The sequence below is a fragment of the Crossiella sp. CA198 genome (genome assembly GCF_052078295.1).
Lineage (GTDB): Bacteria > Actinomycetota > Actinomycetes > Mycobacteriales > Pseudonocardiaceae > Crossiella.
This window is the reverse complement of the sequence record NZ_JBQJIM010000001.1, coordinates 354,532-371,598: the sequence shown is the minus strand read 5'-3', so window position 1 is coordinate 371,598 and position 17,067 is coordinate 354,532. Positions and strand designations below refer to the sequence as shown.

Below are 17,067 nucleotides of genomic sequence, written 5' to 3'. Positions count from 1 at the left end.
GCACATGACCGACAACATCGCCGCCACCGGCCCCGCCCCCACCGGCTACCACCGCCTGAACACCTTCTTCGCCGCCCCCGACTGCGCCAAGGCCATCGACTTCTACCAGCAGGCCCTGGGCGCCGAGGTGGTCAAACGGATGGACGCCCCCGACGGCCAGGTCCTGCACGCCGAACTCCGCCTCGGCGACTCGATGTTCCAACTCAGCGAACCCATGCCCGACTACGGCATCCTGCCCAGCCCAGCCGAGGGCAACGCCTTCACCATGACCTTCTGGACCGCTGATGTGGACGCGGTCTACGACCGCGCGATCGAATTGGGCGCGACCCCGGTCAACCCGGTCAGCGACGCTTTCTCCGGTGACCGGATGGGTGTTTTCCGCTGTCCGGCGGGAATCCGCTGGTGCATCGCCCGGCACGATCGCGACGTGCCAGACGAGGAAATCGCCGCCGCGGCCCTGGAATGGACAAACAGCTGATCCGTGTCCGCCGACCATTCCGGGGAAACTCGGGATCCGGAATGGGCGGCGGACATCTCGGAGCGTGGGCTCCGCCGGAACTGCCCCAGACAGTCCGGAAGCGGGCGGGTCGTGGCGGGGTCGCAGTGGGAGTGGCGGCCCCGCCACGTGCGGTCGAGGGAGACCGCCTGCGGACACCGTCGCGACCCCCAGTCACGACGGTGCCTTCGGTGGTCAGTTCTAACTGATCCCGCGTTGTCTGGCTTCGAGGGCGACGGCATACAACCAACCGCCGCACAACGCGGGCATCTTGACCTGCGCGGATGGCTCTGGCGACTAATGGGTCTTGCTGTCCGGACCGGACGCTGGCTACCTTTCTGGATCGTTCAACCAGCAGAACACCGTTCACACACATGAACAATGAGGTGGTGTTGTGTCCCGGTTCCGCCTGTTCGTCCTGGTTCTCGCCCTCGCAATGGTCACGACCGGCCTGTTCGTCCCGGCGCCGGTCGCCGCCGCTTATGCGGCGCCTTCGCTACGTCAGCATTCCGGACTGGATTCCGGCTGGCGATTCACCCGCGCCGATGTGCCCGGCGCGCAGGCGCCCGGATTCAACGACTCGTCCTGGTCGGCTGTGTCCGTTCCGCACACCTGGAATTCCCGGGACGGGCAGGACGGTGGCAACAATTACCACCGTGGCATCGGCTGGTACCGGCGGACCGTGACGCCGTCGGCCGCATGGACCGGGAAACGGGTCTGGTTGCAGTTCGACGGGGTCAATTCGGTGGCCGAGGTGTGGCTCAACGGGACCCGGCTCGGCGAACACCGCGGCGGCTACGCGGCATTCCGGTTCGACGCCACCGCCGCCCTGCGCATCGGGCAGGACAACATCCTCGCGGTGCGGGTCAACAACGCGGCCAACCCGGATATCGCGCCCATCTCCGCCGACTACACCTTCTTCGGCGGCATCTACCGCTCGGTCCGGCTCACCGCCGTCGACCCCCTGGCGATCCGGCTCGGCGACTACGGCGGGCCCGGCGTCTACCTGCGGCAACGTTCCGTCACCGCGGCCGCGGCCACCGTCGAGGTGACCAGCAAGGCCTGGAACAACCATCCCGCCGCCCGGCAGGCGCGGGTGCGGACCGTGCTGACCGACGCCACCGGCCGGATCGTCGCGGAGACCACCTCGGCCCCCAGGACCGTGGCCGCGGCCAGTGAGTTCACCACCGTGCAGAGCCTGACCGTGCGCGACCCGCGCCGCTGGCAGGGCAAAACCGACCCCTACCTCTACCAGGCGCACGTGGAGATCATCGACGCCGGCGCCGGGCGGGTCACCGACGTGCTCACCCAGCCGCTCGGCCTGCGCGCGGCCACCGTCGACGCCAATACCGGCTTCTCCCTCAACGGGCAACGCCTCCAGCTGCGCGGGGTCAACGCGCACCAGGACCGCCTGGACCACGGCTGGGCGGTCAGCCCGGCGCAGCAGACCCAGGACTTCGACCTCATGGACGAGATGGGCGTCAACGCCTACCGGACCGCGCACTACCAGCAGTCCCAGCACGTCCTGGACCTGGCCGACCGGCGCGGCTACGTGGTGTGGACCGAGATCCCGCTGGTCAACCAGGTCACCGACTCAGCGGGCTTCCGGGCCAACCTCCAGCAGCAGCTCTACGAGCTGATCCGGCAGAACTTCAACCACCCCTCGGTCTTCTTCTGGGGCATCGGCAACGAGCAGGCCAGCGACAACGCCGTCACCAACGGGATACTGGACACCCTCGCCGCCCAGGTCGAGGCCGAGGACTCCGGCAGGCTGTCCACCTACGCCACGCACAAGGGCGACACCGACGGACTCGCCGGGCACACCGACGTGATCGGCTACAACAAGTACTACGGCTGGTACGGCCTCAGCGACACCGGCCCCGGCAAATGGGCCGACCAGCTGCACGCCAAGGACCCCGGCCGCCGGATCAGCATCAGCGAATACGGCGCGGGCGCCAGCGTGCACCAGCACGAGGAAAACCCGAAACCGCCGGTCACCACCGGGAAATGGCATCCGGAGGAATACCAGAACCTGCTGCACGAGAACCACTGGAAGCAACTGGACACCCGGCGCTACCTGTGGGGCAGCTTCGTCTGGAACATGTTCGACTTCGCCGTGGACAGCCGCTCCGAGGGCGACACTGACGGCCGCAACGACAAGGGCCTGGTCACCTACGACCGGCACACCCGCAAGGACGCCTTCTATTACTACAAGGCCAACTGGACCGACACGCCCACCGTGTACCTGGCCAGCCGCCGCTGGACCCAGCGCAGCACCGCGGCCACCACGGTCAAGGCCTACGCCAACCTGGACTCGGTCACCCTCACCGTCAACGGCGTCTCGCACGGCGCCAAGACCTCGGCCGACCGCATCCACACCTGGCCGGTGACGCTGCGACCCGGCGCCAACACGGTCACCGTGACCGGCCTCAAGAACGGCCGCACCCACACCGACACGGTGACCTGGAATCTGGCCGGCTGAACCGGGCTGGGAAAGAGAGGGAAGGCCCGCACAATCCTCCGGTTGTGCGGGCCCCCCGTGCGCGACCCCCAGTGCTCGCGCTCAGCGTGACCCCAGTACTCCCCCAGCACTCGTGTCAGCCCCTCACGAACAGTTTTAGCCCTTCCGTTGTTGTGTGGCTTCGCCGCACCCACTACACAATCAACCCGCACACAATCCGGGGTGGGGGTTATGCCACGTCCAGAACGTCCGCTGGATCCGGCTGCCGGACCGATCCAGCGATTCGCCGGGGAGCTGCGCGTGCTGCGCCAGCAGGCCGGAAACCCGAGCTACCGCGAACTCGCCCGCCGGGCGCACTTCTCCATGGCCACCCTCGCCCAGGCCGCGCGCGGCGACCGGCTGCCCAGCCTGGCCGTCACCCGCGCCTACGTCCGGGCCTGCGGCGGCGTGGAGCAGGACTGGGAACAGCGGTGGCGGGACACGGTCGCCGAACTCGAACCCGACGGTCCACGCGAGACCGACACCGACCAGCCGCCCTACCCGGGACTGGCCGCCTTCCAGGCCGAGGACGCCGACCGGTTCTTCGGCCGCGCCGACCTGGTGCGCAAACTGCTCGACCTGCTCACCGTCCGGCGCTTCGTCGCGGTGGTCGGCGCCTCCGGCTCCGGCAAGTCCTCGGTGCTGCGCGCCGGCGTGCTGCCCAAGGCCGGGCCCGCGCTGGTGATCACCCCCGGCGCCCGCCCGCTGGAGGAATGCGCGGTGGCCCTGGCCGCCCGGCTGCGCACCCCCGCGGGCGGACTGGCCGCCGACCTGCGGGACCAGCCGCGCAACCTCGGGCTCGCACTGCGCCAGCTCCTCGAGCGCGAACCGGCAGGCGCCGAGTTCCTGCTGGTCGTGGACCAGTTCGAGGAACTGTTCACCCTCTGCGCCGACCCAGCCGAACGCTCCGCCTTCCTGGCCGCCCTGCGCGCGGCCACCGACGACGACATCACCGGCCGGGCCCGCGTGGTCATCGGGGTGCGCTCGGACTTCTACACCCACTGCCTGCAACGCCCCGAACTCGCCGGGATCCTGCAGGACGCGCAGATCGTCGTGGGCAGGCTCAGCACCGACGAACTACGCGCCGCCATCGTCGAACCCGCCGTCCGATCCGGCTGCACGGTGGAGACCGCGCTGGTCACCCGCCTGGTCGCGGACGCCTCCGGCAGGCCGGGCGTGCTGCCGCTGGTCTCGCACGCGCTGCTGGAGACCTGGCGCCGCCGCCGCGGCACCACCCTCACCCTGACCGGCTACGACGCCGTCGGCGGCATCGAACACGCCGTCGCCCGCACCGCCGAGGAAGTCCACAGTGGACTCACCGCGGACCAGCGCGCCCTGCTGCGGCAGATCCTGCTGCGCCTGACCGCGCTCGGCGAGGGCACCGAGGACACCAAACGCCGCATCCACCGCGGCGAACTCGACACCGCCGACCCGGACACCGCGCTGGTGCTCGACCGGCTCACCGCGGCCCGCCTGCTCACCCGCGACGGCGACACCGTGGAGATCACCCACGAGGCGCTCATCCGGTCCTGGCCCCGGCTGCGCGGCTGGCTCACCGAGGACCGGGAGAGCCTGCGGGTGCACCGCCAGCTCACCGAGGCCGCCGCCGGCTGGGAGGCCGACCACCGCGATCCCGGCGCGCTCTACCGCGGCTCCCGGCTGGCCGTGGCCAAGGACTGGGCGGGCCGCAACGACTCCACCCTCTCCGCGGGGGAACGGCGGTTCCTCGACGCCAGCCTGGCCGAACAGGCCCGGCAGGACCAGGTGGACCGGCGGCGCACCCGGCGGCTGTGGCAGGCCGTCGCGCTGCTCACCGTGATGCTCGTGCTCAGCGTGGTGGCCACCGGCTTCGCCGTGGACTCCCAGCGGATGGCCGATGAGGAACGCACCACCACCCTCGCCCAGCAGGTCTCCGACCGGTCGATCTCCTTACGCGGCACCAATCCCGCCCTGGCCGCCCGGCTCAGCCTGGCCGCCTACCGGCTCGCGCCGATCCCGGAGACCCGCGGCAACCTGTTGAGCACCAACGCCATCCACTACGCCAGCCCGCTCACCGAACAGGGCAACACCATCGGCGCGGCCATGTACAGCCCGGACGGCAGGCACCTGGTGGTGGCCAACCAGAACAGCACCCTGAGCCTGTGGGATGTCAGCGACCGCAGGCACCCGTACCGGCTGCGCACCCTGCACGGGCACAGCGGCCCGGTGGCCGCGCTCGCCTACCGGCCCGGCGGCGGCCTGGTCGCCTCCGGCGGCGCAGGCGTGCTGTTCTGGGATGTCAGCGATCCGCGGCAGAGCAAGGAGATCGGCCGGTTGCCGTGGCAGGGCGCCCCGGTCAGCGCACTGGCCTTCGACCGCAGCGGCGGACTGCTCGCGGTGGCCGGGGTGGACGGCGTGGTCGAACTCTGGGACGTGCGCGATCCGGCCGCGGCCAAGCCACGGGCCAAGTTCAAGGACGCCAGGACCGTGCACGGCATGGCCTTCAGCCCGGACGAGCGCACCTTCGCCATCGCAGGCTCCGGCGATCAGCCGGTGCGGTTCTGGGACATCCGCGACCCGGCGGACCCGCGCCCGATGGGCAGCCTGCAGGTGGCCCGCTCTGGCAACCTGCCGGTGGACCGGCAGACCGCCTTCGGCGCGGCCTTCAACCGCGACGGCACCCTGTTCGCCACCGGCTCGGTCGACCGCAGCGTGCGGGTGTGGGACCTGCGCGATCCGGCCAACCCCGTCGCGCTGCCCCGCCTGGAGGGCCACCGGGACACCGTCTTCGACCTCGCCTTCAGCCCGACCGGGGACACCCTGGTCTCCGCCGCGCTGGACAACGACCTCCGGGTCTGGCACCTGCGCGACCGCGCCCGGCCGAGGGCGGGCGCGGTGCTGAGCAAGCACACCGACATCGTGCGCTCGGTGGTCTTCCACCCCGACGGCACCACCCTGGCCTCGGGCAGCCTGGACCAGAGCGTGCGACTGTGGGACTTCGCCGACCCGGAACGCCCGGTGGAACTGCCCGAGCTGAGCGCGCACAGCGGGCCGGTGCGCACCGCGGTGCTGCACCCCAGCCAGAAACTGCTCGTCACCGGCGGCGCCGACCACACCGTGCGGCTGTGGGACGTGCGCGACCAGCGGCACCCGAGACTGATCAAGGTGCTCGAAGGCCACCACGACATGGTCTACGACGTCCGGTTCAGCCCCGACGGCTCAGTGCTGGCCACCGCCACCCTGGACGGCAAGGTCCGGCTGTGGTCGGTGACCAACCTGACCGAGGTCACCCTGCGCGGCACCCTGGAAGGCCACGAGGACGGGGTGCTGTCGGTGGCCTTCGCCGACGGCGGCGCCACCCTGATCACCGGCAGCATCGACAGCACGGTGCTGATGTGGGACATCCGCGACCCGGCCAACCCCCGCCGCGGCGCCCAGCTGACCAGCCCCACCGACGCCATCATGGGCGTGTCCTACAACGAGAAGACCCGCATTCTGGCCGCCGCGGCCGCCGACCGCACCATCCGGCTGTGGCGGATCGAGAACTACCAGCGCGCCACCGCGCTGGCCACCGCCACCGGACACCTGGACCTGCCCTACTCGGTCGCGATCAACCCCGAGGGCACCCTGGTCGCCTCCACCGGCGCGGACCACTCGGTGCGCATGTGGGACATCCGCAACCCGGCCGACCCCAAGCTGGTGGATGCCAGGACCGAACACGGCAACACCACCTACTCGGTGGCCTTCAGCCCCGACGGCCGCACGGTGGCCAGCACCGGCGCCGACCAGACGCTGCGACTGTGGGAGATCTCCGCCGAGGGCAGGCTCACCGAGTCCGCGGTGCTGGCCCTGCACAAGGACCGGGTGTACAGCGCGCAGTTCAGCCCGGACGGCAGGACGGTCGTCAGTGGCGGGCATGACGGGGTGGTGCTGTTGTGGGACGCCGATCCGGAGCAGGCGGCCGCGGCGGTGTGCGGCCTGCCAGGGGCGGAGCTGACCGAGCAGGAATGGGACCAGTACTTCCCCGGCGTCCCGCAACGCCCCCACTGCACCTGACCCACAACGGCCAACCCGGCGTACGACAACGGCCAACACGCGATGCGTGTCGCGTGTTGGCCGTTGTCGTACGGGGTGTTGGCCGTTGTGGGTCAGCCGTTGAAGGTGTCGGGGTCGGGGCCGGTGCGGTGGCCGTCGTGCAGGGCGGTGATGGCGGTGAGGTCGTCCTGGGTCAGGTCGAAGTCGAAGACGTCCAGGTTCTCCTTGATGCGGGACGGGGTCACGGACTTCGGGATGACGATGTTGCCGAGCTGGAGGTGCCAGCGCAGGACGACCTGGGCGGGGCTGCGGTCGTACTTGGTGGCCAGGCTGGTCAGCAGGTCGTGGTCGAGCAGGCCGCCCTTGGCCAGGGGGCTCCAGGCTTCGGTGGCGATGCCCAGGTCCTGGTGCGCGGCGCGCACCTCGGACTGGACCAGGCGGGGGTGCAGTTCGACCTGGTTCACCGCGGGGACCACGCCGGTGGCGTCGATGACATCGTTGAGGTGGCCGGGCTGGAAGTTGGACACGCCGATCGCGCGGACCCGGCCGTCGGCCTGCAGCTTGGTCAGCGCTTTCCAGGAGTCCACGTAGCGGCCGTTGGCTGGGGCGGGCCAGTGGATCAGGTACAGGTCCAGGTAGTCCAGCTTCAGCTTGTCCAGGCTGGCGTCGAAGGCGCGCAGCGCGCTGTCGTAGCCCTGGTCGCTGTTCCACAGCTTCGTGGTGATGAACAGCTCCTCGCGGGGGAGGTCCGCGGCGGCCAGGGCGGCGCCGACGCCTGCCTCGTTGCCGTAGATGGCCGCGGTGTCGATGCTGCGGTACCCGGCCGCCAGTGCGTGCGTGACAGCGGCCTCGGTCTTGGCGTCCGGCACCTGGAACACGCCGAAGCCCAGCTGCGGCATGGCCACCCCGTTGTTGAGGGTGAGGGACGGAACGGTGCTCATCGATCTTCCTTTCGTGGCGTGCCAGAAAATCAGGGGGTGGATCAGATGGTGGGGATCAGGCCGCCGTCGACCCGCAGTGCGGCGCCGGTGGTGGCCGAGGCGCCCTCGCTGGCGGTGTAGACGATCAGGTTGGCGATCTCTTCCGGCCGGATCAGCCGCTTGAGCAGCGAGGTCGGCCGGTCGGTGGCCATGAACTCGCGTTCGGCCGCCTCGAAGGGCAGGTCCGGGTACAGCTCGCCGATGAAGGTGCGCACACCCTCGGTCAGGGTCGAGCCGGGCAGCACGCTGTTCACCGTGACCCCGGTGCCCGCCACCTCCAGGGCCAGGCCGCGGGCCACCGAGAGCTGCGCGGTCTTGGTCATCCCGTAGTGCACCATCTCGCGCGGGATCATCACCGCGGACTCGCTACTGACGAAGATCACCCGGCCCCAGCCGCGCCGCGCCATCCGCGGCGCGTAGTGCCGGGACAGCCGCACCCCGGAGAGCACGTTGACCTCGAAGAAGCGCAGCCAGTCCGCGTCGGTGATCTCGAAGACCGGCTTCGGCTCGAAGATCCCGGTGTTGTTGATCAGGATGTCCACGTCCGGGAGCTGAGCGAACAGGCCCTCGGCGCCCTCGGCGGTGGCGATGTCGGCCGCGACGCCGGTGATGGTGTCCGAGCCGGTCTCCGCCTTCAGCGTGGCCACGGCCGCGTCCACCCGGTCCGCACTCCGGCCGTTGACCACGACCGCGGCGCCCGCCTGGGCGAATCCGGCGGCCACGGCGTAGCCGATCCCGCTGGTCGAGCCGGTGACGAGGGCGGTGCGTCCGGTCAGGTCGATCTTCATCGCTGCTTGCTGCCTTTCGGGGCGAGGATATTCAGTACGGCGATATATGCGGTGGAGACGGATATTCAGCGGGCCAGGGCGGTGGCCGGTTCGATCGATCCGGTGCTGATCGTCGCGCGCCGCCGCCGGTCCAGCCAGCCGGAGAACAACGCGACCGCCAGCCCGGCCACGGTCAGCGTGCCGCCGATCCAGTTCGGCGCGGTGTAGCCCAGCCCGTGCTCGATGGCCAGTCCGCCCAGCCAGGCGCCACCGGCGTTGCCCAGGTTGAACGCGGCCACGTTGGCCGCCGAGGCCAGCGCGGGCGCGCCCGCCGCCTTGGTCAGTACCCGCATCTGCAGCGGGGCAACCGTGGCGAACCCGGCGATGCCGAAGACCGCGATGGTCAGCACCGAGCCGAGCTGGGAGTGCGCGGTGAAGGTGAAGGTGAACAGCACCGCGGCCAGCACGGCCAGGATCAGGTAGAGGCTGGGCATCAGCGCGCGGTCCGCGGCCTTGCCGCCGAGCAGGTTGCCCACGAACAGCCCGGCGCCGAAGAGCACCAGCAGCCAGGTCACGGTGCCGCCGGTGAACCCGGCGACCTGGGTCATCATCGGCGCGATGTAGGTGAAGGAGGCGAACACCCCGCCGAAGCCGAGCGCGGTCATCGCCAGCGCCAGCCACACCTGCGGGATCCGGAACACGGCCAGCTCCTGGCGCAGTCCGCCGCCGGGCGCGGCCTGGGTGCGCGGGACCAGGGCGAGGATGCCGATCAGGCCGAGCACGCCGAGCACGGTCACCGCCCAGAAGGTGGACCGCCAGCCGAGCTGCTGACCCAGCGCGGTACCCAGGGGCACGCCGAGCACGTTGGCCATGGTCAGCCCGGTGAACATCATCGCGATCGCGCTGGCCCGCCGCTCCGGCGCGACCAGGTCCGCGGCCACCACCGAGCCGACGCCGAAGAACGCGCCGTGCGCGAGCGCGGCGACCACCCGCCCGGTCATCAGCACCCCGTAGGTCTCGGCCAGCGCGGAGACCAGGTTCCCGGCGATGAACAGCGCCATCAGGCTGACCAGGATCGTCTTGCGCGGCAGCTTCGAGCCCACCGCGGTGAGCACCGGGCCACCGACCACGACACCGAGCGCGTACCCGGAGATCAGCAGCCCCGCGGCCGGGATCGTCACCCCGAAATCGGCCGCCACCTCGGGCAACAACCCCATGATGACGAACTCGGTGGTGCCGATGGCGAACGCGCTGATCGCCAGGGCGAGCAGTGCAACGGGCATGTCCAGCTCCCAGGTAGGTAGCGTTCTCAACTAGCGGCGTTCACAATAACCCGCGTCTGCGATAGTTGCACACGCCGGTTATTGCGCGAGCTGTATGATGCACCGGTAGACCGGACGGCGCAAGCCGAGCAGTTCAGACGGGGTGAAGGCGATGGGACTGGCCGACGACGCGGTGCAAGCGCGGGCTCAGGGGTGGCGCACCCTGGCGGCCCTGCACGGCCGGATCGAGGACAAACTGGAGCGGGCGCTGCAGAAGGAGCACGAGTTGTCGGTGCGCGAGTTCAGCGTGCTCTCGATCCTGTCCCGCCAGGACGGCTACCACATGCGGATGAACCAGCTGGCCAACGCGGTGGTGCTCAGCCAGTCCGCGACCACCCGCCTGGTCACCAGGCTGGAGGAGCGCGGCCTGCTGGAGCGCTACCTGTGCGCCGACGACCGGCGCGGCATCTACACCGAGGTCACCGCGGCCGGCCAGCGCCTGCTCGACCAGGCCCGCCCGATCCACGACGACGCCCTGGCCGAGGCCCTCACCGAAGCCCAGGCCCTCCCCGAACTGGCCCCCCTGGTAGCCGTCCTGGCCACCGCCTGGACCCCCTGACCGAGTGTTGGCCGTTCTCGTACACCGAGTTGGCCGTTGCAGACGCCGAGTTGGCCGTTACGGACACCGGGTTGGCCCAAGTCGTACGCCGGTTTGGCCCAACTGGGACGCCGGGTTGGCCCAAGTCGGCGAGCGGCGGGTCCGGCGACCCGGCCAATCCGCTACCCGCGAGTAGAAATCCGCGCGCGTCACTAGGACCAGCCCCCGCCGACGCGGCATGATCGGCGCATCGCGTCACCTGCTCCGGGAGAAGGGTCGTCAATGGCTGCCGATGCCGATGTCATCGTGGTGGGCGCCGGGCTGGCCGGTCTGGTCGCCACCGCCGAACTCGCCGACGCGGGCCGCCGGGTGCTGCTGCTCGACCAGGAACCCGAGACGAGCATGGGCGGACAGGCGTTCTGGTCCTTCGGCGGCCTGTTCCTGGTCGACTCGCCCGAGCAGCGGCGGCTGCGCATCCGGGACTCCTACGACCTGGCCTGGCAGGACTGGCTGGGCACCGCGGGCTTCGACCGCGACGAGGACCACTGGCCGCGCAAGTGGGCGCAGGCGTATGTGCAGTTCGCCGCGGGGGAGAAGCGGTCCTGGCTCAAACAGCAGGGCATCGGCATCTTCCCGGTGGTCGGCTGGGCCGAGCGCGGCGGCTATGACGCCAACGGCCACGGCAACTCGGTGCCGCGCTTCCACATCACCTGGGGCACCGGGCCCGGCGTGATCGCCCCGTTCGTCAAACGGGTGCGCGCCGCGGTGGACCGCGGCCTGGTCACGCTGAAGTTCCGGCACCGGGTGGACGAGCTGACCGTCACCGGCGACGTGGTCGACGGCGTGCGCGGCCAGGTCCTGGAACCCAGCTCGGTGGCCCGCGGCGAAGGCAGCTCACGCACCCCGATCGCCGACTTCGAGCTACGCGCCCAGGCCGTGATCGTCACGTCAGGGGGCATCGGCGGCAACCACGATCTGGTCCGCCGCAACTGGCCGGAACGCCTGGGCACCCCGCCGGCCAAGTTGCTCTCCGGCGTGCCCGCGCACGTGGACGGCCGCATGCTCGGCATCACCGAGGCCGCAGGCGGGCGGATCATCAACCCGGACCGGATGTGGCACTACACCGAGGGCATCCAGAACTGGAACCCGATCTGGGCCAGGCACGGCATCCGGATCCTGCCCGGCCCGTCCTCACTCTGGCTGGACGCGCGCGGGCAACGGCTGCCGGTGCCGCTGTTCCCCGGCTTCGACACCCTGGGCACCCTGGAGCACATCATGCGCTCCGGGCACGAGCACACCTGGTTCATCCTCACCCAGAAGATCATCGAGAAGGAGTTCGCGCTCTCCGGTTCCGAGCAGAACCCCGACCTCACCGGCAAGAGCGTGCGTCAGGTGCTGGGCAGGGCCCGCGCGGGCGCGCCGGCGCCGGTGGAGGCGTTCAAGCGCAACGGGATCGACTTCATCGTCGAGCAGACCCTGCCCGCGCTGGTGCGCCGGATGAACGAACTCACCGGCGGCGACCCGCTGATCGAACTGTCCGATGTGGAGCGTCAGGTTGTGGCGCGGGACCGCGAGATCGCCAACCCGTTCACCAAGGACCTCCAGGTGACCGCGTTGCGCGGCGCCCGGAACTACCTGGGGGACAAGCTGATCCGGGTGGCCAGCCCGCACCGGCTGCTCGACCCCAAGGCGGGGCCGTTGATCGCGGTGCGACTGAACATCCTGACCCGCAAGACCCTGGGCGGCCTGGAGACCGACCTCGACGGCCGGGTGCTCCAGGCCGGTGGCGAGCCGCTGCCCGGCGTGTACGCCGCGGGCGAAGTGGCGGGCTTCGGCGGCGGCGGCATGCACGGTTATCGGTCCCTGGAGGGCACGTTCCTAGGTGGCTGCCTGTTCTCCGGCCGCACGGCGGGCCGGGCCGCGGCGGCCGCGGTCGGCTGAGTCAGTCCTTGCGGTGGCTGGGGTAGGCCGCGTCCACGCACTCCCGGTACTCCTCCGGGGTCAGCACGTGCTCCGGCCACGCCGTCAGCCGCACCTTCACCAGCCACGAGACATCGGAATCGTTGCTGCACAACAGCAAGGAGGGGTCGTCGAGCACCTCGGTGTTGACCTCGACGACCTCTCCGCTGACCGGCGCGAACAAATCGCTGCACAGCCGGATCGAGGCGATCAGGCCACAGCGCTCACCCGCCTCCAGCCGCGCGCCACGCGGGGGCAGGCTGAGGTAGCGCACCGTGCCGAGGCATCGGGAGGCGGGCGCGGTCAGGCCGAGCTTGACCGTGTCCTCGCCGAACTCGATCCACGCGTGGTCCGCGGTGTAGTCGAATTTGTCCGGTACGTCCGCTAACTCCTGGTACAGGTCTTTTACCGCCATGCCGGGTGACGCTAGGACATCTGACTGTGTGTGGCCAACCCGTCGACGTTGCGTCGTGAGATCGATTAACCCGTATTTCGAAACCCTTGTGTATAGGTAATCGGTTGCTCGGACGAAAGCCCTGGTCGCGGCACTGCTCCGGTCGGGTGGTGGGGTTGCTCACCCTCAAGTCGGCGGCACCCGAAGCTGTCTTCAGGATGTCGACAGCCGCGGGTGGGAACGGGCACTGCCCGCCCCCGCGTTGACCGGAGGACAGATCGCAACGACCTGGCGCCGGCGGAGTGCAGACCCCGGCGCCCTGCCGCGGAGGTGCCCGTGCTGGTTCCCGAGGTTCCCCCCATGCCGACGGAACCGGCCGGCACCGCCGTCGCGGCGGCGCCCAGACCCCTCCCCGAACGGGTGCTGGGCGCCGCCGCCCCGCTCGGCACCGTGCTGGTGCTGGCCGGGATCGCCCTGGTCGGCCTGCTGGACCTGCTGCCCAGTTCGGCCCCGCTGCGCCGCACCATCAGCCACTACGCGCTCACCGACGCGCGCTGGGTCTTCGACCTGGCCCTGCTGATCCTCGCCGCGGGCTCCGCGGTGATCCTGTTCGGGTTGGTGCGCAAGGGCGTGACCCGGCCCGCCGCGCCCGCCACGGTGTTCCTCGGACTGTGGGTGGTGGGCCTGGTCATGGTGGTGCTCTTCCCCAAGCACGACTGGACGGTGGGGCCGAGCATGAGCGGCGACATCCACCGGATCGGCAGCGCGCTGGCCTTCCTCGGCCTGCCGATCGCGGCGTTGCTGCTGGCCCGGCCCTGGCTGCGGGACGCGGCCGCGCGCGGCTTCGCCAGAGTGGTGTGGTGGCTGGGCCTGGCCTCGCTGCTGTGGTTCCCGCCGCTGATCGCGGTGATCGCCTATTACGGGCCGCTGGGCGTGGCCTGGTGGGAGATCTTCCCGCTCGGCCTGTGGGAACGCCTGCTCGCCTTCACCGAGGTAATGGCAGTGGTGGCACTAGGCTGGTGGGCGCATAGAATTCCGGCCAACGGTGGCAAATTGCAGGCGGACACAAGCATTTTTTCCACCTGATTCAAACATCCGGGTGAAGGTCCGGAGCTGTGTGCGAATAGTCACGGTGACACTTGCTTTCCTCATTCACGGTTACTGATCGTTATGGGTGGAAATCGGGGAGTAGTCGTGGGGCTGGACGATCGGGTACGGGTCACCAGGGAACAGGTGCTCAGGGCGTACGCGGTGCTCTACCGCGAGGGCGAGTGGCTCCGCGAGCAGTTGCGGGCGTTGCAGGATCGACTCCGGCTGCAACCCTGCGGCGGTGATCCGGTCAGCATTGACACCGCCAAGGTGTACAACTGGAAGTTCGTCGACGCCCCGGATTCGATCTATCGGCAGTACCGGAAGTACAGCCAGACCCTGTTGGACGCGGCGGTCGAACTCCGGGTCGCCGCCGAGGAATACGGATTCACCGAAGCCGAGATCGCCGAGTCCCTGGCACGGTATCCGTCATGATCGCGCCGCGCGCGCTGGTTCTGGCCGCGCTGGTGTTCGCGGCGGGATGTTCGGTGCCGGGTTCGCCGGTGGCCATGGACGAGGCGTCGGCACGCGCGGCGGCCAAGGCGCTGGTGTCGGCCCGGCCCAGGGAGATCCGCCTGGACGGGTTCACCGGGGCACAGGTCTGCGCGCTGCTCACCGAGGCACAGCAGCGGGAACTCGGCCTGGACTTCGTGATGGCCGCGCAGGCGGGAGACCGCTTCGACAACCGGGGCTGCTCCTTCTCCAGGGCGGGCCGACAGCCGCGGTACGCCTACGGGGTGACACCGGTGCCGCAGGAAGGCGCGGACGTCTGGTTGCGGCCGGGGGCGACCGACCTGGAGGTCCAGGTGGTCACCGTGGCCGGGTTCCCGGCGGTGCAGAACCGCCGGAGCACCGACGGCCGCGGCTGTTTCGTGGATGTCAGCGTGGCGGACGGCCAGCGGCTGGGGATCCAGTACTCCTACGACACCGAGCCCGTGCCGCTGACCGCGGCCGAGCTGTGCGGGCGCGCGGTGGCCATGGCCGAGCTGGCCACCCGGAACCTGGTGGAGCTGCGCGGCAGACGATGACGACAAGGGGGCGGGGATGAGCGAGGGGCCACGGATACGGCACAACCGGTTCGAGGGCTATCCGCTGGAGGTGAAGTACGACTGGATGCAGCAGGGCGCGGGCAGCGGCGCGGTGCACCAGCCCGTGGACACGCTGCGCGCGGTGCACGAGGCCGCGGAGCAGTGCCGGGACCGGGTGGCCAGGGCGCTGGCCGACCTCGGCCTGGACTGGCACGGCGCGGCGGCCAGTGCCCTGTTCGACGCGGCCCGGCCGTCCCTGGAGTGGGCGATGGGCGCGATGACCGCCGCCCAGTCCAACCTCGCCGGGGTGGCCGCGCACGGGATCGACTTCGCCGAGACCAAACCGAGGATCGAGTCGGCCCAGGCGGTACGCCAGCCCGGCCTGTCCGACGGGGCCACCGCTACGTTCAACCCCCTGGCGCTGCTCCAGATCCAGCAGGACATGCACGAGCAGCTCGCGGCCAACAAGGCCCGCGACGACGCGGCCAACCGCGCGCTCTACGCCTTCGAGACCGCGGCCAGGGCCCAGGCCGAGTCGGCGCCCGCACTGCCCGACCCACCGCGGATCGCGGTCGAGGCGGTGCCCGCGGGCCCGCCCCCGGCACCACCCGGCGGTCGCGACCGCGACCGCGGCCGCCGGGAACCACCCGTGCCCGACCCACCCGCCCGCGGCGCCGAGGACCCCGCCCGCACCCAGCCACCCACCGGCGCGGAGCCCGGCCCCGCCAATCCCGGAACCCCCGCTGTCCCAGGCAATCCCGCGGACCCGGCCGATCCCACCAGACCGGCGGACGCCACCCGCCCGCAGGCCGCCGCCTCGCCCGCACTCCGTCCGGAACCGCCGATCCCGGGCGGCGCGGCAGCCGGTGGCGGCACCGGTTCCGGCGGCTCCAGTGTCGGATTCGGTTCCGCCGCAGGACTTCCCGGCGTGCCGGGCGGCCAGGGCCACCGTGGCTCAACACCCCGAACCCCAGCCCCGGCCACCGCCCCCACCCAGCGCGCGACCCCCAGTGCACCCGGAAAGCCAGGCGCCCCAGGGGCTTCACTGCTCCAGCCGCCAGTCACCCCCGGCGCCCGGCGGGAGGACGAGGTCGAGCACAACACCAGGTATCGCACACTCAGCGACGAGATCTACGGACTGGACGACCTGCCCACGGTCCCGCCGCCGGTGATCGGCGAGGGACCGGAACCGTCCTGATTCCGCGGGCCCGGAAGCTGGTGGCGGGGCTCGAACTCGCGGTAGAGCGGGTGGATCTCGGTCTGGTGCACGGCGGAGACCAGCCGGGCCAGCGGGCCCACCAACCGGACGGCTTCCTCGATCTCGTCCGGGTGGCGGGCCAGCCACCACGCGACCGCCGAACCGGGGTCGCGAAGCACACTGTCGGTCAGATACTGCCGCTGATCACATTCCCATTCCCGCTCCGCCGCCCAGGCCAACCGCTTGCGGCGTAAGCGTTGCAACTGGGCGACCAGGGTCAGGTCCTCGGCGTCGGCGGAGAGCCCGATGTCCTCGGCCCAGCCCTGCACCCAGCCACCCGGATCGGCCTTGGGCGTGCCGAGTTCGGCGGCGAGTTCGGCGTTGACCCGTTCCCCGTCGGTCAGCTCGGCGACCGCGGTGATGGCCATCGCCCGGTGCAGCACCGCGTTCACCGCCACCCCGGCCGGATTCGGATGCCGAGGCCCGTCCGAGGTCACCATGCGCCAGCGCACGGTGCAGGAGAAGCTGAAGGTGAACTCCGCGGTCGAACTGGGCACCCGGCAGGCGGCGACCTCATACCGCGCCACCGCGGCGGGACTGACCGCCGGGGCCACCACGGCAGCGCCGATCTCCTTCTGCAGCTGGCGGGAACGCCACCAGGTGCCCACCCCGGCGAACGGTCCGACCGTCCGCCGCACCGGTGTGGATCCGGTCATGTACGACCCTCCTTGGCAATGGACCCGCCGGAGCAGTGTGGAGGGTCGTACGCCTGGCGAGCGTGA

At 70.8% G+C, this 17,067-nt stretch carries 14 protein-coding genes; 9 read left to right on the top strand and 5 right to left on the bottom strand.

The window, feature by feature from the left end; translation table 11 throughout:
* The first annotated feature begins 4 nt into the window (after positions 1-4).
* The 3 genes from ACTOWY_RS01850 to ACTOWY_RS01840 all read left to right on the top strand — a co-directional run bounded on the left by ACTOWY_RS01850 (position 5) and on the right by ACTOWY_RS01840 (position 7,031).
* Positions 5-478, top strand: coding sequence for a VOC family protein (locus tag ACTOWY_RS01850; protein ID WP_441307843.1), 474 nt, complete (start codon positions 5-7; stop codon positions 476-478).
* Between the two features lie 412 nt (positions 479-890).
* Positions 891-2,978: a glycoside hydrolase family 2 protein gene (locus ACTOWY_RS01845; protein ID WP_441307842.1), complete on the top strand. Its 2,088-nt coding sequence runs from the start codon at positions 891-893 to the stop codon at positions 2,976-2,978.
* A 210-nt stretch (positions 2,979-3,188) separates the two neighbouring features.
* Entirely contained in the window at positions 3,189-7,031 is a 3,843-nt protein-coding gene (locus ACTOWY_RS01840) for an nSTAND1 domain-containing NTPase (RefSeq protein WP_441307841.1), read from the top strand.
* 92 nt (positions 7,032-7,123) lie between these two features.
* Here the strand turns inward: ACTOWY_RS01840 and ACTOWY_RS01835 are convergent, their stop codons facing one another.
* From ACTOWY_RS01835 to ACTOWY_RS01825, 3 genes are all read right to left on the bottom strand, one after another.
* Positions 7,124-7,951 carry an aldo/keto reductase gene (locus ACTOWY_RS01835; RefSeq protein WP_441307840.1) on the bottom strand — a complete coding sequence of 276 codons (828 nt, stop codon included), beginning with the start codon at positions 7,949-7,951 and terminating at the stop codon, positions 7,124-7,126.
* A 41-nt stretch (positions 7,952-7,992) separates the two neighbouring features.
* A complete protein-coding gene (locus tag ACTOWY_RS01830; protein ID WP_441307839.1) occupies positions 7,993-8,778 on the bottom strand; it encodes an SDR family NAD(P)-dependent oxidoreductase in 786 nt (261 codons plus the stop codon).
* Between the two features lie 65 nt (positions 8,779-8,843).
* On the bottom strand, positions 8,844-10,040 hold the full coding sequence (locus ACTOWY_RS01825) for an MFS transporter (protein WP_441307838.1): 1,197 nt from the start codon (positions 10,038-10,040) through the stop codon (positions 8,844-8,846).
* Positions 10,041-10,191: 151 nt separating this feature from the next.
* Here ACTOWY_RS01825 and ACTOWY_RS01820 point away from each other — a divergent pair, with 151 nt between their 5' ends.
* On the top strand, positions 10,192-10,638 hold the full coding sequence (locus ACTOWY_RS01820) for a MarR family winged helix-turn-helix transcriptional regulator (RefSeq protein ID WP_441307837.1): 447 nt from the start codon (positions 10,192-10,194) through the stop codon (positions 10,636-10,638).
* Positions 10,639-10,899: 261 nt separating this feature from the next.
* The gene (locus ACTOWY_RS01815) at positions 10,900-12,558 is read left to right on the top strand and encodes an FAD-binding dehydrogenase (RefSeq protein WP_441307836.1); all 1,659 of its coding nucleotides are present in this window, start codon (positions 10,900-10,902) and stop codon (positions 12,556-12,558) included.
* Position 12,559: 1 nt separating this feature from the next.
* Here the strand turns inward: ACTOWY_RS01815 and ACTOWY_RS01810 are convergent, their stop codons facing one another.
* Complete coding sequence (locus tag ACTOWY_RS01810) at positions 12,560-12,991, bottom strand: glycine cleavage system protein H (RefSeq protein ID WP_247757686.1); 432 nt, start codon at positions 12,989-12,991, stop codon at positions 12,560-12,562.
* Positions 12,992-13,330: 339 nt separating this feature from the next.
* Here ACTOWY_RS01810 and ACTOWY_RS01805 point away from each other — a divergent pair, with 339 nt between their 5' ends.
* The 4 genes from ACTOWY_RS01805 (at position 13,331) to ACTOWY_RS01790 (ending at position 16,285) form a co-directional block, all read left to right on the top strand.
* Complete coding sequence (locus tag ACTOWY_RS01805; protein ID WP_441307835.1) at positions 13,331-14,056, top strand: DUF998 domain-containing protein; 726 nt, start codon at positions 13,331-13,333, stop codon at positions 14,054-14,056.
* A gap of 108 nt (positions 14,057-14,164) precedes the next feature.
* Positions 14,165-14,494, top strand: a complete 330-nt coding sequence (locus tag ACTOWY_RS01800; protein ID WP_441307834.1) for a hypothetical protein — start codon at positions 14,165-14,167, stop codon at positions 14,492-14,494.
* Positions 14,491-15,087, top strand: coding sequence for a DUF3558 domain-containing protein (locus ACTOWY_RS01795; protein WP_441307833.1), 597 nt, complete (start codon positions 14,491-14,493; stop codon positions 15,085-15,087). Before ACTOWY_RS01800 ends, ACTOWY_RS01795 begins: the two co-directional genes overlap by 4 nt.
* 16 nt (positions 15,088-15,103) lie before the next feature.
* Positions 15,104-16,285 carry a hypothetical protein gene (locus tag ACTOWY_RS01790; RefSeq protein ID WP_441307832.1) on the top strand — a complete coding sequence of 394 codons (1,182 nt, stop codon included), beginning with the start codon at positions 15,104-15,106 and terminating at the stop codon, positions 16,283-16,285.
* On the opposite strand, the gene ACTOWY_RS01785 is transcribed toward ACTOWY_RS01790, so the two are convergent.
* Positions 16,219-17,001 carry a hypothetical protein gene (locus tag ACTOWY_RS01785; RefSeq protein ID WP_441307831.1) on the bottom strand — a complete coding sequence of 261 codons (783 nt, stop codon included), beginning with the start codon at positions 16,999-17,001 and terminating at the stop codon, positions 16,219-16,221. The genes ACTOWY_RS01790 and ACTOWY_RS01785 overlap by 67 nt on opposite strands.
* Between the last annotated feature and the right edge of the window lie 66 nt (positions 17,002-17,067).

What these genes read in the sequence shown, in the direction of transcription:
- ACTOWY_RS01850 (WP_441307843.1), top strand. Translation starts at nt 5, where the DNA reads ATGACCGACAACATCGCCGCCACCGGCCCCGCCCCCACCGGCTACCAC.
- ACTOWY_RS01840 (WP_441307841.1), top strand. Translation starts at nt 3,189, where the DNA reads ATGCCACGTCCAGAACGTCCGCTGGATCCGGCTGCCGGACCGATCCAG.
- ACTOWY_RS01835 (WP_441307840.1), bottom strand. Translation starts at nt 7,951, where the DNA reads ATGAGCACCGTTCCGTCCCTCACCCTCAACAACGGGGTGGCCATGCCG.
- ACTOWY_RS01830 (WP_441307839.1), bottom strand. Translation starts at nt 8,778, where the DNA reads ATGAAGATCGACCTGACCGGACGCACCGCCCTCGTCACCGGCTCGACC.
- ACTOWY_RS01825 (WP_441307838.1), bottom strand. Translation starts at nt 10,040, where the DNA reads ATGCCCGTTGCACTGCTCGCCCTGGCGATCAGCGCGTTCGCCATCGGC.
- ACTOWY_RS01820 (WP_441307837.1), top strand. Translation starts at nt 10,192, where the DNA reads ATGGGACTGGCCGACGACGCGGTGCAAGCGCGGGCTCAGGGGTGGCGC.
- ACTOWY_RS01815 (WP_441307836.1), top strand. Translation starts at nt 10,900, where the DNA reads ATGGCTGCCGATGCCGATGTCATCGTGGTGGGCGCCGGGCTGGCCGGT.
- ACTOWY_RS01810 (WP_247757686.1), bottom strand. Translation starts at nt 12,991, where the DNA reads ATGGCGGTAAAAGACCTGTACCAGGAGTTAGCGGACGTACCGGACAAA.
- ACTOWY_RS01805 (WP_441307835.1), top strand. Translation starts at nt 13,331, where the DNA reads ATGCCGACGGAACCGGCCGGCACCGCCGTCGCGGCGGCGCCCAGACCC.
- ACTOWY_RS01795 (WP_441307833.1), top strand. Translation starts at nt 14,491, where the DNA reads ATGATCGCGCCGCGCGCGCTGGTTCTGGCCGCGCTGGTGTTCGCGGCG.
- ACTOWY_RS01790 (WP_441307832.1), top strand. Translation starts at nt 15,104, where the DNA reads ATGAGCGAGGGGCCACGGATACGGCACAACCGGTTCGAGGGCTATCCG.
- ACTOWY_RS01785 (WP_441307831.1), bottom strand. Translation starts at nt 17,001, where the DNA reads ATGACCGGATCCACACCGGTGCGGCGGACGGTCGGACCGTTCGCCGGG.